Here is a 13,491-nt window from a genome sequence, read left to right as displayed (position 1 = left end):
GTCCCTGCGCCGTCACACGGGGATGGTCCGCTGGTGCCACTCCTGCTTGATCCGCTCCCGGTGGGCGGCCAGACGCGAGGTGCGGTTCACCGTCAGCGCCCCCACGATCCGCGGTCCCCGGTGGTAGGCCACCTCCATCCGTGAGCGGACCGGGTCGTGTTCGCGGACCTCGGTCCGGTCGGCGAGCTGGGGCAGTCCCACCGAGCGGATCCGCAGACCGAACTGGTCGGACCAGAAGGAGGGGACTGTCTCGTGTGCCGGGCACTCCTGCCCGAGCAGCGCGGCGGCGACCGAGTCGGCCCGGTCGACCGCCTCGCTCCAGTGGCCGATGCCCAGATGCGCGGGGGACCCGTCGCCGGGCAGGGGGTGCGGCGGGGCCGCGGCGTCACCCAGCACCACGGTGTCCGGTGCCGGGCGGCCGTCGGCCCCCAGGGCCCTGCCGCGGCGGTCGCAGGAGACTCCGCCGGAGGTCCCCTCGTTCAGGCGCAGCCCCGAATCCCGGAGCCATTCGGTGTTCGGACGTGCGCCCAGGGCCAGCAGCACCGTTCGGGCCGCCACCCGGGTCCCGTCGGAAAGCAGCGCCCCCTCCAGTGCCTGTCGGCCGAGGAGACCCGTCACTGTCGTGCCGAGCCTCAGGTCGACTCCGGCGGCCTTCTGAACATCCGCGAGCACCGATCCCACCACGGAGCCGACCGCACGTTCCATGGGCCGGCGTGCCGCGTCCACCAGGGTCACGGGCAGCTCCAGGGCCCGGGCGGCGGAGGCGACCTCGGAGCCGAGGAAACCGGCGCCGACCACCAGGAGCGGTCCGCCCTTTGTCAGCGCCCGGCGCAGGGCCAGTGCGTCCTCCCGTCCGCGCAGTGTGTGGACACCCGAGCCGGGCGGTGCCCCGGGGCCGGGCCAGGGGCGGGCAGCGGCCCCGGTGGCGATCACCAGGCCGTCGTAGCCCAGAACGGTGCCGTCATCCAGGAGCAGACGGCGTCCGACCCGGTCCAGGGCGACCGCCCGGCGGCCCAGTCGCCACCGGGCGTCCAGACCCGCCGGTATCGGCAGGTCCGTGTCGGCGGCGGTGCGTCGGCCGGTCAGCACGTCCTTGGACAGACCGGGCCGGTCGTAGGGGCCGTGGGGCTCGTCGCCCACCACGGTGAGGCCTCCGGTGAACCCGCGCTCGCGCAGGGCGGTCGAGGCGCGGAGCCCGGCCAGCCCGGCCCCCACCACGACCACCGATCCCGGGCCGTTCATCCGGCGCCCCCGTCCAGTGCGACGGCGCGGACCGGGCAGCTGAGGACGGCCTGTTCGACCGCCGCACGTCGGCCGGGGCCGGGGGAGGGTTCGTACACCAGCTCCTCCTCCTCCTCGTCGTCGAAGGCGAAGACGTCGGGCGCGGCGAAGACACACTGGCCGTGGCTTTCGCACAGCGCCATGTCCACGTGGACCTTCATCGGGGGACTCCTCCCGGTGTGACCGGCGTGACCGGCGGGTTGAACTTCGAGTAGTGGGGCCCTTCGAGGGCGAGCAGGCCCCCGGAGGGCACCGAGACCACGCGGCCGACGGAGAACTCGACCGTTCGCTCCTCGGGTTCCTCCCCCCAGAGCACACGGGCGGTGCCGGTGATCTGGAGCAGGCCGCCGCTCTCCCAGTCCGGGATCAGAAGGCCCGCACGCGGGTTCAGCCACAGGTTGCCCAGGGTGGTGAACATGGCGTTGCCCGTGTAGTCGGGCCAGCTGAGCAGGGTGGGGGAGTGCGCTCGCAGGAACCCCGGGTGCCCGCCCCGGTGGTTGGCGTCGGCCTCGCCGGAGTCGTCGGCGGTGGCGAAGAAGAAGGTGTCGGAGCGGTCGACCAGGTCCGCGTGGGCGTCGGTGAGCCGGTCGCCCCAGACGGCGGGGCGGTCCCCGGCCGGGGCCGGGGCCGGCGTCCGCTTCTGGATGTACTTGGGGCAGTTGGCGAAGACCTGGGCGGTCCTGAGGCGCAGTCCGCCCTTGCCCGGGGCCGGGTGCGGTGTGGTCGTTCCGTTGATCCGCATGCGCCGTCGGGTGCCCGGTTCGATCGCCAGGGCGCCGCTCCGCGCGGGACCGCCGCCGAGTACGCCGGCCAGGGGGTCGTCGGGGCGGGGCAGGGCGGCGATGTCGAGTGTGCGCGCGTCGTGGGCGCGCAGGAAGCCGGTCGGTCCGGTGAGCAGGGAGCACCACACGTCGCCCCGGGCGTCGGCCGCTCCCAGGACGAACCACCGCTGGGTGGCGAGGAAGTCCGCCGCGATGCCGGGGATCCCCTCGTGGATGGCCCTCTCGGAAGAGGCGGCCTGGTCGGCGAGGGAGGCTCTGCGCTGAACCGCGATCTCCCCCGGGTGGTAGCTGGCCATTCCGTTCTCCCTCCCGGAAACGGTGCGGCGCCCGCGCAGGGCACCGGGCCCGTCCGGAGCGGTTCGGTCGGTGGGAACTGTCCGTTGGATCCGGAAGCAGTCGGGTTCTAGAAGAATCCGCAGGTGGGGGCGGCGGTCGGGGCCTTGGTGCCTTCGGCGCCCGAGGGCGCGTAGATCTCCAGCCGGACCCCGTCCGGGTCGTGGAAGAAGATCCCGCCGGAGGCGGCCCCCTCGCCGTGCGGGACCACGCCGTCGTGGGCGAACTCCACGGCGGCCTCCAACAGCGCGGCCTCGGCCCGGCGGACCTCCTCTACCGTGTCGACCTGGAAGGACAGGTGGTGGAGTCCGGCGGTGTCGGGGCGGAAACCGGTGACACTCTGCTGCCACAGGGTGAGCAGGAGTGTTCCGTCGCGGCCGAGGAAGGCGTACTCGCGGCCCTGTTCCCGGCTCTGGCCCATGACCTCGAAGCCGAGGACGCGTGAGTAGAAGTCGAGTGAGCGTTCGAGGTCGGTGACGTTGAGGCCGATGTGGCCGGTGGTCAGTCGGGAAGGCGTCATGGCATGCCTTGTCTCTCGGAGGTGGCCACCCGTGCGGTGGTAACCTTTCAAAATGACTTTAAGGGTTAGGAAAGAGAAGAGTCAACTACTCAAGTACATTTGAAGGGTTAGGATTCGGGTTCTTGGTAGGCTCCCCGGCACCCGGGCGATCCGGCCCGGGGGAACGAGCAGCCAGGACGACCTGCGGGGGAGGGCCGATGACGGCGAGGGAAGAGGTTCGGCCACGACCGCTCACAGGGGAACCGGTCGCCGTGGACCTGCTCAACACCCGCTGGGTCGACGGCGGCGAGTCCTTCGACCTGCTCGACTCCACCGACGGACTGCGGCAGTGGTTGGACGAGGCCGGGCTGGCCGAACGCTTCACCGCCGACCCCGAGACCCTCGCCCACCTGCTGGACGTCCGCGACACGCTCGACCGGCTCTTTCGAGACCCCCGGGACCCCGCGGCGACGGCCGAACTCAACGCCGCCCTCGCCCACGGCAGCGTGCGCCGCCTCCTGCGCGACGCGGCCCCCGACTCCACCGTGGAGTTCGACCAGTCGGCCCGGGGTCCGGCCTGGCTCGCCGCCGCGAACCTCCTCGACCTGTTCGAACGCCCCGACCGCCTCCGAGGCTGCGCCAACCCCGAGTGCGTCCTGCACTTCTTCGACACGTCCAAGAACGGCACCCGCCGCTGGTGCTCCATGGCGGGCTGCGGCAACCGAGCGAAGGCCGCCCGGCACCACGCCCGGGAGCGGGCGGGCCGGACGGCCTGAGACGAACAGGGAAACCAGAGGACCGGGCGGGCCTCAGCTCTCGTTGGGCACCACGACCGCGCGGCCGTTGATCTCGCCCGCTTCCAGCTTCCGGTACGCCTCCAGGGCGTCGTCCATGGCGAAGCGCTCGATCTCCGGGCGGATCTGCCCCGCCCTGTACATGTCCACCACCTCCCACAGTTCGCCCACCGAACCCCAGTAGGTGTTGGTCAGGTACGACTCGTACGGGTTGGTGAAGAACGAGAACTCGTGCGTTCCGCCCGCGATACCGACGACGTTCACCCGGCCGCCCTGGGCCACGCTGGCAGCCGCCGCCGACACGGTCGGATCCGCACCCACGAAGTCGAAGACCGCGTCCGCGCCCCGACCCCCGGTGAGCTCCCGGATGTCCTCGACCTGCCGGTCCCCGGCAGCCACCGTGACGGCCCCGTCGGCCTCCGCCCGGGCCCGGGCCTCCTCCTTGACGTCGGTGGCGATCACCGTCGCCCCGCTCAGCGCCCGCAGGACCTGCACCCCGATCTGGCCGAGCCCGCCCAGGCCGATCACCAGCGCGTACCGGCCGCCCCCGTTCAGGTACGGCAGGGACTGCTTGACCGCGTGGTAGGGGGTCAGCCCCGCGTCGGCCAACGGCGCCGCGGCCACCGGGTCGGCGTCGCCCAGCGGGATGAGGTGCCGTTCGGGCACGGTCATGTACTCGGCCATGCCGCCGTCCCGGCCCAGCCCCACCGCCAGGTACGGCATGGTCGCGGCGTTCTCGCAGTAGGTCTCCCGGCCCTGGGCGCACTTGCGGCAGTGCTGGCAGCCGATCGGCCCGTACACCATGTAGGCGGCGCCCACCGTGACCCGCTCGCTGACCCCGCTGCCGACCGACTCCACCCAGCCCGCGTTCTCGTGCCCCAGGACGAACGGCGGCTTCTGCGCCCCCGGCTGCCCCTCCTCGAACACCCGGTAGACGCTGATGTCGGAGTGGCAGGCCCCCGCCCCGGCCACCCGGAGCAGGACCTCTCCGGGGCCCGGCTCGGGTTTGGGGAACTCGGTCAGGGAGGGGAACTCCCCGTAGTTCTCGAACACGACTGCGCGCATGTGCTGCTCTCCCCCCGCGTGAGGCGCGGTGCCCCGACCGGGGCACCGCGGTGCGGACACGTTTCGTGCCCTGGTGCCCACGCGAAGTTAACACCGGTCGGAACCGGGTGTCGCCCAAGGGGCGTGCACGGATTCGTCCGCATCGTTTGACCCTCTCGCATGGTTTCTCCCGACGCGGCCCCGATGAGTTTCGGGGCGGGTCGGTACGGGGTGAGAACGGCGCACCGTCCAGGGAGGACGTCATGTTCGACAGCACCAGGGCCTTCGGATCCTTCGTGGCTCCCGACACCGAGACCGCCCGCACCTTCTACTGCGACACCCTTGGCCTGAACGTCGAGGACGTGCCAGGCATGGAGGAGGGGATCGCCCGTGAGGGCAAGCCGTTCGTCGCCTAGTTCACGGACCCGGCCGGGAACGTCGTCGGCGTCCTCCAGGAACTGCCACTACCGGGTGCGGGACGGCCTCTGCTATTCATTCAGCATGCCCCTCGACCACAGACTCGTACAGACGGCGGTCCTCGGCGCGAGCCGATCGCACGAACCGGTCTACATCCCGATGGAACGCGGGGCTGCCCTGGAGTTCCGGCGCCGCCATGAGGGCAGGACCTTTTGGTGCGGCGTCTACCTGGGCGGCTGCGGAGGCAGACTGGCCCCCAGGGTCTACCGGGACAAAGTCAGTCACTTCGCGCACCACGCCAACGGCAACGCCTGCACTCGCCGCCACGGGGGTATCGAGAGTGCTGATCACCTGTACGCCAGCAGACAGGTTAACCAGTGGCTGACCGGGCAGGGGATGGCTACCCGGGAGCCGCACTTCTCGGGTGACTTCGAGTCAGGAGGAACCTGTGACCGGCTCGTTCTTCCAGCGACGGATGGGCAGCCGTCCCTGCTGTTTGAGTTCACCACGGAGGTCACCGAGGAACTCGAACGCCTCTACTCGCACCTGCGAGGCGGGGCGCCTGCCTGGCTGGTCAAACAGAACCCCGAACTGGTCCGGAGGCTGACCCGCGACCACGGCCGCGCCCTGCGGTTCCGGATGGGCACCGCAGACCTGAAGCGGGTGCTGGAGGTGGGCGTCACGGCCCCGGACGGTCAGACCAGGTGGTTCCCCTTCGAAGCCTGCACTCTTACCTCGAAGGGGATCACCGTGCCAAAGGGGCGAGGTTCCCTCGCCCGGGACACCCCCAAGGGCGATGGCCGCCACCCCGCGGTCGCCGACCTGGAATCGGCTCTGGAACTGGATGACGAGGAGGGGATTCGCGTCGCCGGCAGGAGGCTCCGGTCCGAGATCATGAGTTCCTCCGACCCCAGGATCACCAGGAAACTCTCCGCCCTCCAGAGCCTCCTGAGTAGAGCCACTGAGAAACTCAGGGTCCGTGACGGAGGGGTTCCTCGGAAAGCGGGGCAGGGAAGCTCGCCCCGGAGAGGCAAGCCTGAGGAGCGGCCCGGGCCGCCCGGTTCCGGGGCGGTGGCCGGAGTGCACCCGACCAGCATGTACAGGCTTCCGTACAAGGAGCGCGTCGACGCCCTCCTCTACTGCGTCAGGACGGATCCCTCCAAGGACCGGCGCAGGGAGGCCAGACAGATACTCCGCCGTATGCAGAAGGTGGCCACGCGGTCCGACTGGCAGAAGATCCAGGACGCCCTGCGCAAACCGAATCAGAAGCTCGCCCCCCGACCCGGGACCAAACGCAAGCGCGGTTGAGAGCCTGACCTGCCACGAAAGGGAAGGAATCCCGCTCGGGAGAAAGCCGGTCGCCACCCGATGAGTTCTCCGTGCCGCCCTGGTCCGTACACGTGAACGAACCGGACCAGGCGACAAGGAACGACACGGATGAACACGACACCATCCCGGCCGCACGGGGCCGGGGCACGAGCGAGCGGGCGCGAGTGGCTGGGGCTCGCGGTGCTGGCCCTGCCCACACTGCTGCTCTCCCTGGACATGAGCGTGCTCTACCTGGCGCTCCCGCACCTGGCCGCTGACCTGCGGCCCACCGGGGCCCAGACCCTGTGGATCATGGACGTCTACGGCTTCATGATCGCCGGGTTCCTCATCACCATGGGTACGCTCGGCGACCGGGTCGGCCGCCGCAGGCTCCTGATGACCGGCGCCGCCGCGTTCGGACTGGCCTCGGTGGCCGCGGCCTTCTCCACCAGCGCCGAGCTGCTCATCGCCACCCGGGCCCTCATGGGCGTGGCCGGGGCCACCCTCATGCCCTCCACCCTGGCGCTGATCAGCAACATGTTCCGCGACCCGGGCCAGCGCGCGGTCGCGATCTCGGTGTGGACGAGCTGCTTCATGGGCGGCACCGCCATCGGCCCCGTGGTGGGCGGCGCGCTCCTGCAGTGGTTCTGGTGGGGGTCGGTGTTCCTCCTCGGTGTCCCGGTGATGCTCCTGCTCCTGGTCTGCGCGCCCCTGCTCCTGCCCGAGTACCGCGACCCAGGCGCGGGCCGCCTCGACCTGTTCAGCGTCGCCCTGTCGCTGGCCGCGATCCTGCCGGTGGTGTACGGGCTCAAAACCGCCGCCGAAGGGGGTTCGGGGGCCACCGCGCTCACTGCGGTGCTGCTCGGCGCGGCGGTGGGGGCGTGGTTCGTGCGCAGGCAACTGCGCCTGCCCGACCCGCTCCTGGACCTGCGCCTGTTCCGGGCGCCCTCCTTCGGAGCGGCCCTCGCCGTCATGATGGCCGGGGCGGTCGCCATGGGCGGCACCTTCCTGTTGCTCAGCCAGTACCTTCAGCTGGTCGCGGGCAACTCCCCGCTGGCCGCCGGGCTGTGGTTGGTGCCGCCGGCGCTGGCGATGATCGCCAGCACCATGTTCTGTGCGCCCCTGGCCCAACGGGTCGGCCGGGCCAACGTGATCGGCGGCGGCATGTTCGTCAGCGCCCTCGGCTTCCTGGTGCTGGTCTTCGTCCCCGCCGACGGCGGGACGGGCGCGGTGGTACTGGGGCTGCTGCTCACCTCGGTCGGCCTGGGGCCGGGCGCCGCACTGATCGCCGACATCGTGGTGGGCTCCGCGCCCCGGGAGAAGGCCGGATCGGCCGCGTCCATGTCCGAGACCAGCGGCGAGTTCGGCATCGCCATCGGGGTCGCGCTGCTCGGCAGCCTGGCCGCCGCCGTCTACCGCACCCGGGTGGAGGTCCCCGAGGGGGTCGCGGAGCAGGCCGCGGGCCAGACCCTGGCCGGGGCCGTCGCCGCCGCCGAGGGGCTGCCCCCGGCCCAGGCGGCCGTACTGGTGGAGTCGGCCCGGGAGGCGTTCACCGCGGGGCTCAACGTGACCGCGGGCATCGGGATCGTCGGGATGGCAGTCTTCGGCGGCATGGCCCTGTGGCTGCTGCGCGGCTCGGCGGAGACCGCCGCGGAAGAGGCAGCGGAGGAGGCGGCGGAGGGGCCGCGGGAACCCGGCCGTGTCGGTGTCCGGGGCGGGGACGGGCCCGGGGGGACCGATGAGTTCCCGCTCCCGGACGGGTCAGTACAGGCAGCGGAAACCGACATCGAACCCACCGGGAGGACCTGATGAAGCGCCCCCAACTGGACAGCATGCTGCTCGCCAGCACCGACCCCGACCGCCTGCGCGACTGGTACGCCGCCGTGCTGGACCCCGCCGACAGCAACACCGTGGACCACTACCGGGTGCTCCGCTTCGGCGGCTTCCACCTGCTGATCGACCGGCGCGACGACGTCGGGCCCGAGGCCGCCGACCCCGCCCGGGTGATCCTCAACTTCGACGTGGCCGACGCCCGCGCCGTCGCCGGGCGCATGGACGAGCGGGGCACCGAGTGGGTGGCGCCGCTGGAGGAGCGGGACGGGAACTTCTTCGCCACGGCCAAGGACCCCGACGGCAACTACGTGCAGGTCATCCAGCTGAGCGAGGAGCACCTCGCCGCCATGGAGGGTGCACAGGCGGGCACGTAGGCGGGTCGGCCCCGCGGACGGCCCGCACGGCCGCCCGCGGGGCCGGAGCCCGCGGCGGAGAAGGGGGACCGGCGGGGTGGCGGGGACCTGCGGACCCGCGTGTCCTGTCGTAGGGGAGGCGTAACGTGACGGCCGTGGTGGAACACGTGACGGGGACGAGGAACCAGGACTTCGAGCGGCTCGCCGCTCCCTACCGGGGGGAGCTGTACGCGCACTGCTACCGCATGCTCGGCTCGGCGCACGACGCCGAGGACCTGGTCCAGGAGACCTACCTGCGCGCCTGGAAGGGCTACGACCGCTTCGAGGGCCGATCCAGCCTGCGCACCTGGCTGCACCGGATCGCCACCACGGCCTGCCTGACCGCCCTGGACCGGCGCAGCCGCCGCCCCCTGCCCACCGGGCTCGGCGGTCCCACCGACTCCCCGGAGGGCGCCCTCGCCGAACGCCCCGAGCTGCCCTGGCTCGAACCGCTGCCGGACACCCTGGTCGGCCTCGGCGGTTCCGACGGCGGCACCAACGACCCCGGGGCGGTGGTGACCGCCCGCGAGAGCGTCCGGCTCGCCCTGGTCGCCGCCCTCCAGTACCTCCAGCCCCGCCAGAGGGCCGTGCTCCTCCTGCGCGACGTACTCCGCTTCAGCGCCGCCGAGACCGCCCGCATCCTGGACACCTCGGTCCCGGCGGTGAACAGCCTCCTGCAACGCGCCCGCGCCCAGCTCGGCCGGGCCGCCCCCGACCGGGAGAGCCTCCCCGAACCCCGCTCCGACCAGCGCGAGATCCTCGACCGCTACGTCGCCGCCTTCGAGTCCTACGACATCGGCGCGCTCACCGAGCTGTTCACCGCCGAGGCCGCCTTCGAGATGCCCCCGTTCGCCACCTGGGTGCGCGGAGCCGAACACATCGGACGGCTCGTCGCCGCCCACTGCCCGGCCGGGGCCCCCGGCGACCTGGCGATGGTGCCGACCTCCGCCAACGGCCAGCCCGCCTTCGGCATGTACCTGCGCGCGGCGGACGGAACGCACCGGGCCTTCGGCATCCATGTCCTGGATCTGTCCCACGGGGGCGTCAGCCGCTGCTCGGTCTTCTTCGACACCGCGCTGTTCCGCCTCTTCGCACTGCCCGAGGCCCTGACCCGCCCCTGACGGGTCAGTCAGGGGCGGCTCAGGTCCCGGTGAGTACCCGGCGCAGGGCGGCGGCGAAACCCTCCGGGTCGCCCTCGTAGCCCAGGTGGTCCCCGGGGAAGGCGACCGGGTCGACGTCCAGGGCCCGGGCCAGCGCGGAGCCGATGTCGTGGATGTCCTCCCCCGCCGAGCCCTCGCCCAGGGCCACGACCACCCGGGTGCCGTCGCGCCGCAGGGTTTCCACCTCCGGCCGGTACAGGGAGAGCGGCAGCAGGCCGTGCGCGAGGAAGTACCCGAAGTTCCCGCTGACCCGCTCGAAGGTCGCGGCCTCCTCCCCGTCCATGGCCGGTGCCCCGTCCACGGGCGGGGTGTCCTCCGACCCTGCCGGGCCGGGCTCGGCGTCCAGGCCGTTGAGCCCCAGGAACAGGGCCATCCCGGCCTCGACCCCCTCCTTCAGGTAGGTCCGGTGGACCTCGTGGTCCCGCGCGAGCACCGGTTCGGGGTCGTCGAGCAACGGCACGCACGGGGGCTCGTGGGCCACGAGCGTGCGCACCAGTTCCGGGTGCCGGGCGGCCAGGGCCAGCCCGATCTGGGCGCCGCCGCTGGTGCCGAACACGTGCGCGGGCCCGTCGCCGAACTCCCGGATCAGCCGTGCGGCGTCCTCGGCGTGCACGTCGAGCCGCTGGTCCTCCTCCCACGCGCCGGGGCCGCCGTCCAGGGTGCTGCGCGAGTTGCCCCGGGGGTCGTAGGCCACGGTCGTGTACCCCTCGGCCAGGCGCCTGGCCTGGTCGGCGAGGACCCCGGCGTCCTGCGGCCCGCCCGGGACCATGAGCAGCAGCGGGCCCGAGCCGCGCACCTCGGCGTGGAGGCGGGCCCCGGGCACCCGCAGGGTGCGCACCTCGGGGGAGCGGCGGTCGTTCACGGCGTCTCCCTGATCCTGCCGCTGACGACCATTCGGTTGCCCTCGCTGTCGCGGAACTCCGCGACCGTGACCCCCGGCATGTAGGCGGCCTCCTCCGGCTCGGTGACGATCTCCACGCCCTTGGCGCGCAGCGCCTCCACGGTGCCCTTGACGTCGTCCTCGACCAGCACCAGCACGGGGCCCGGCGAGGGCTCCTCGTCGGGCCGGGGGACCAGGTGCAGTGCGGTGTCCGCTCCGGGGAACCCGAGCTCGATCCACCGCCAGCCGTCCTCGCCCATGGGGACGTCCGCGAGTACGCGGCAGCCGAGCCTGTCGGTGTAGAAGTCCTTGGCCCGGTCCTGGTCGAACACGGGCAACTCAGCGAACTGGATGTGCATGACGGGCGCCTCGATCCTCCCAGAGTGAAACTGGACGGTCCAGTACTCTGGATGTATGCAAAACTAGACTGTCCAGTACCCACGGGTCAACAGAACACGGGGAGAATCAGGTGCGGCAACCTGCCGAGGGGCGTTCGGAACGCAAACGGCGCGCGATCCTGGAGGCGGCCGAGGAGGTCTTCCTCGGCGGCGGCTACCTGGGCACCAACATGGACGAGATCGCGGCGCGCTCCGAGGTGTCCAAGCAGACCGTGTACAAGCACTTCGGCAGCAAGGAGAACCTGTTCGTCGAGATCGTCAGCCACATGACGACCGGAGCGGGCGACCTCGTCCACGAGGACGTGCCCGACCCCGCCGAGGACGAGGACCTCGCCGACTACCTGCGCGACTACGCGCTCCGCCAGCTCACCGTGGTGCTGACCCCGCGCCTGATGCGGCTGCGCCGCCTGGTCATCGGTGAGGTCGCGCGCTTTCCCGAGCTCGCCGGGGCCCTGTACGAGCACGGTCCGCGGCGGGCGGTGGGCGCGCTCGGGGAGATCTTCGAGCGCCTGGCCGTGCGGGGGCGCCTGTCCGTCGAGGACCCGCACGCCGCCGCGTCCCGGTTCAACTGGCTGGTGATGTCCGAACCCGTCAACCGGGCCATGCTCCTCGGTGACGAGGGCATCCCCGCGCGGGAGGAGCTCCGCGCGCACGCCGCGGAGAGCGTCCGGGTCTTCCTCGCCGCCTACGGAGGGCCCCGGAAGTAGCGGGGCGGGGTGTGTGACCAGGACCCCGGCGTATTTCCTGCCGCTTCGCCCCCTCCACTGGCCCGAACAACCCCCGCGCACGGCTACCGTGCTGGTGGGCCGTGACCGCGAGAAGCCCCGACGCCCGCGTCCCGGCCCCGACCTGACCACTCCTCCCGCCCGCCGGTTCACCCACGGGCAGCCAGATGGGAAACGCGTGAACAGCACCAACGACCGCCCGCCCCGGGACCTGCGCCTGATCGTCACCGGAGGTGGAACGGGCGGCCACACCTACCCCGCGCTGACCGCCGTCAACGCGCTGCGCGCACGCCTGGAGAAGACCGGCAACACCCTGGAGGTGCTGTGGGTGGGCGCGGCCAACAGTCTCGAGTCCCGGGTGTCCGAGGCCAACGGGATCGACTTCGCCGACGTCGCCACCGGCAAGATCCGCCGCTCCAGGAACCCGATCAAGCTCGTCTCCCGGGCCAACGTCAAGGACATGGCCAACGTCCCCCGCGGGGTCATGCAGGCGCGCAGGCTGGTCTCCGAGTTCGTCCCGGACGTCGTCCTGGCCACCGGCGGCTACGTGGCGGTGCCCGTGGGCCTGGCGGCCCGTATGTGCCGCCGCCCGCTGGTCGTGCACGAGCAGACGGTGCGCCTGGGCCTGGCCAACAAGGTCCTGGCCCGCGCCGGAGCGCAGATCGCGGTGTCCGCCGAGTCCTCCCTCGGGCTGCTGCCCGACTCCTCCCAGGACGACGCGGTGGTCACCGGGAACCCGGTGCGCCCCGAGGTCCTCACCGGCCAGGCGGACCTGGGCGCCAAGGGGCTGGGCTTCGACGGGCACAACCCCGACCTGCCCACCGTGTACGTGACCGGCGGGGCGCAGGGTTCGGCGCAGATCAACACGAACGTCCGCGAGATCCTCCCGTGGCTGCTGGCCCGCGCCAACGTCGTCCACCAGTGCGGCGCCAACAACGTCGAGAGTCTTCGGGAGAGTGCCCGGAGCCTGCCGCCGGGGCTTGCGGAGAGGTACCACCTCACCGCCTTCGTGGGCCCGGAGCTCCCCGACGTGCTGGCGCTCGCGGACGTGGTGATCTCCCGCAGCGGTGCCGGGACGATCGCCGAACTCACCGCCCTGGGCAAGGCCGCGGTCTTCATCCCCCTGGCGACCTCCGCCGGTAACGAGCAGGCGCACAACGCACGCCACCTCCAGGAGACGGGCGCTGCCGTCGCCCTCCTCGACGAGGTCAGCCCGGCCAACCTGCAGGCGGCGGTCGAACCCCTGCTGGTCGATCCCGCCAAGCGCGAGGCCATCGCCGAGAACGCCCGCTCCCACGGAAGGCCGGACGCCGCCGAGCGCCTGGTGGACGTGGTGCTCAGGGCCGCCAGCTAACCCGGAGGGGCCACCCCTTCCCCAGAGGGGTGGCCCACTCACATATCGGTGAATAGGATCTCTCTGCACCCAAGAGTTCGATCTTGGCCCTTTTGTGAAGGGAATCACCAGTGTCCAACTTTCAAGAAGTTGGAAGAACGACCCCTTGTCGCTGGTAAGTTCGCAGGTCAAAAAGTCTGCTCCCTGCGCACGCGGGGATGGACCCTTCACGTAGGGGGCGTCGGCCCCTCCCTCCTCCTGCCTCCCCGCGCACGCTGGGATGGGCCTACCTACGTGTACCGCCCGCTCTGC

At 72.0% G+C, this 13,491-nt stretch carries 15 protein-coding genes; 8 read left to right on the top strand and 7 right to left on the bottom strand.

What is annotated here, in order from left to right; translation table 11 throughout:
• Positions 1-12: 12 nt before the first annotated feature.
• From IE195_RS15605 to IE195_RS15590, 4 genes are all read right to left on the bottom strand, one after another.
• Positions 13-1,242 carry an NAD(P)/FAD-dependent oxidoreductase gene (locus tag IE195_RS15605; protein ID WP_191272068.1) on the bottom strand — a complete coding sequence of 410 codons (1,230 nt, stop codon included), beginning with the start codon at positions 1,240-1,242 and terminating at the stop codon, positions 13-15.
• Positions 1,239-1,442 (bottom strand): ferredoxin, encoded by a 204-nt coding sequence (locus IE195_RS15600; protein ID WP_191272066.1) that lies wholly within the window; start codon positions 1,440-1,442, stop codon positions 1,239-1,241. Before IE195_RS15600 ends, IE195_RS15605 begins: the two co-directional genes overlap by 4 nt.
• On the bottom strand, positions 1,439-2,359 hold the full coding sequence (locus tag IE195_RS15595; RefSeq protein WP_191272064.1) for a pyridoxamine 5'-phosphate oxidase family protein: 921 nt from the start codon (positions 2,357-2,359) through the stop codon (positions 1,439-1,441). The genes IE195_RS15600 and IE195_RS15595 overlap by 4 nt, the downstream gene beginning before the upstream one ends.
• 107 nt (positions 2,360-2,466) lie before the next feature.
• Complete coding sequence (locus IE195_RS15590; RefSeq protein ID WP_191272062.1) at positions 2,467-2,916, bottom strand: VOC family protein; 450 nt, start codon at positions 2,914-2,916, stop codon at positions 2,467-2,469.
• 197 nt (positions 2,917-3,113) lie between these two features.
• On the opposite strand from IE195_RS15590, the gene IE195_RS15585 reads away from it, so the two are divergent.
• Entirely contained in the window at positions 3,114-3,671 is a 558-nt protein-coding gene (locus IE195_RS15585) for a CGNR zinc finger domain-containing protein (protein ID WP_191272060.1), read from the top strand.
• 33 nt (positions 3,672-3,704) lie between these two features.
• Here the strand turns inward: IE195_RS15585 and IE195_RS15580 are convergent, their stop codons facing one another.
• Complete coding sequence (locus IE195_RS15580; RefSeq protein WP_191272058.1) at positions 3,705-4,754, bottom strand: NAD(P)-dependent alcohol dehydrogenase; 1,050 nt, start codon at positions 4,752-4,754, stop codon at positions 3,705-3,707.
• Between the two features lie 242 nt (positions 4,755-4,996).
• Here IE195_RS15580 and IE195_RS15575 point away from each other — a divergent pair, with 242 nt between their 5' ends.
• From IE195_RS15575 to IE195_RS15555, 5 genes are all read left to right on the top strand, one after another.
• Positions 4,997-5,149, top strand: coding sequence for a hypothetical protein (locus IE195_RS15575; protein ID WP_191272056.1), 153 nt, complete (start codon positions 4,997-4,999; stop codon positions 5,147-5,149).
• An 85-nt stretch (positions 5,150-5,234) separates the two neighbouring features.
• The gene (locus IE195_RS15570) at positions 5,235-6,458 is read left to right on the top strand and encodes a competence protein CoiA family protein (protein WP_191272054.1); all 1,224 of its coding nucleotides are present in this window, start codon (positions 5,235-5,237) and stop codon (positions 6,456-6,458) included.
• A gap of 129 nt (positions 6,459-6,587) precedes the next feature.
• On the top strand, positions 6,588-8,267 hold the full coding sequence (locus tag IE195_RS15565; RefSeq protein ID WP_191272052.1) for an MFS transporter: 1,680 nt from the start codon (positions 6,588-6,590) through the stop codon (positions 8,265-8,267).
• Positions 8,267-8,665, top strand: coding sequence for a VOC family protein (locus IE195_RS15560; protein WP_191272050.1), 399 nt, complete (start codon positions 8,267-8,269; stop codon positions 8,663-8,665). Before IE195_RS15565 ends, IE195_RS15560 begins: the two co-directional genes overlap by 1 nt.
• Before the next feature lie 125 nt (positions 8,666-8,790).
• Positions 8,791-9,804 carry a sigma-70 family RNA polymerase sigma factor gene (locus IE195_RS15555; RefSeq protein ID WP_191272048.1) on the top strand — a complete coding sequence of 338 codons (1,014 nt, stop codon included), beginning with the start codon at positions 8,791-8,793 and terminating at the stop codon, positions 9,802-9,804.
• A gap of 19 nt (positions 9,805-9,823) precedes the next feature.
• Here IE195_RS15555 and IE195_RS15550 read toward each other — a convergent pair whose 3' ends face one another.
• Positions 9,824-10,705 carry an alpha/beta fold hydrolase gene (locus IE195_RS15550; protein ID WP_229826237.1) on the bottom strand — a complete coding sequence of 294 codons (882 nt, stop codon included), beginning with the start codon at positions 10,703-10,705 and terminating at the stop codon, positions 9,824-9,826.
• The gene (locus IE195_RS15545; protein WP_191272046.1) at positions 10,702-11,082 is read right to left on the bottom strand and encodes a VOC family protein; all 381 of its coding nucleotides are present in this window, start codon (positions 11,080-11,082) and stop codon (positions 10,702-10,704) included. The genes IE195_RS15550 and IE195_RS15545 overlap by 4 nt, the downstream gene beginning before the upstream one ends.
• Before the next feature lie 110 nt (positions 11,083-11,192).
• On the opposite strand from IE195_RS15545, the gene IE195_RS15540 reads away from it, so the two are divergent.
• Together IE195_RS15540 and IE195_RS15535 are read left to right on the top strand one after the other, a co-directional pair.
• A complete protein-coding gene (locus tag IE195_RS15540) occupies positions 11,193-11,828 on the top strand; it encodes a TetR/AcrR family transcriptional regulator (RefSeq protein ID WP_191272044.1) in 636 nt (211 codons plus the stop codon).
• Positions 11,829-12,024: 196 nt separating this feature from the next.
• On the top strand, positions 12,025-13,200 hold the full coding sequence (locus IE195_RS15535; protein WP_191272042.1) for a UDP-N-acetylglucosamine--N-acetylmuramyl-(pentapeptide) pyrophosphoryl-undecaprenol N-acetylglucosamine transferase: 1,176 nt from the start codon (positions 12,025-12,027) through the stop codon (positions 13,198-13,200).
• The last annotated feature ends 291 nt before the right edge of the window (positions 13,201-13,491 follow it).

Source organism: Nocardiopsis terrae, from assembly GCF_014651695.1.
GTDB classification, from domain to species: Bacteria; Actinomycetota; Actinomycetes; order Streptosporangiales; family Streptosporangiaceae; genus Nocardiopsis; species Nocardiopsis terrae.
This window is presented reverse-complemented; position numbering and strand designations above follow the sequence as displayed.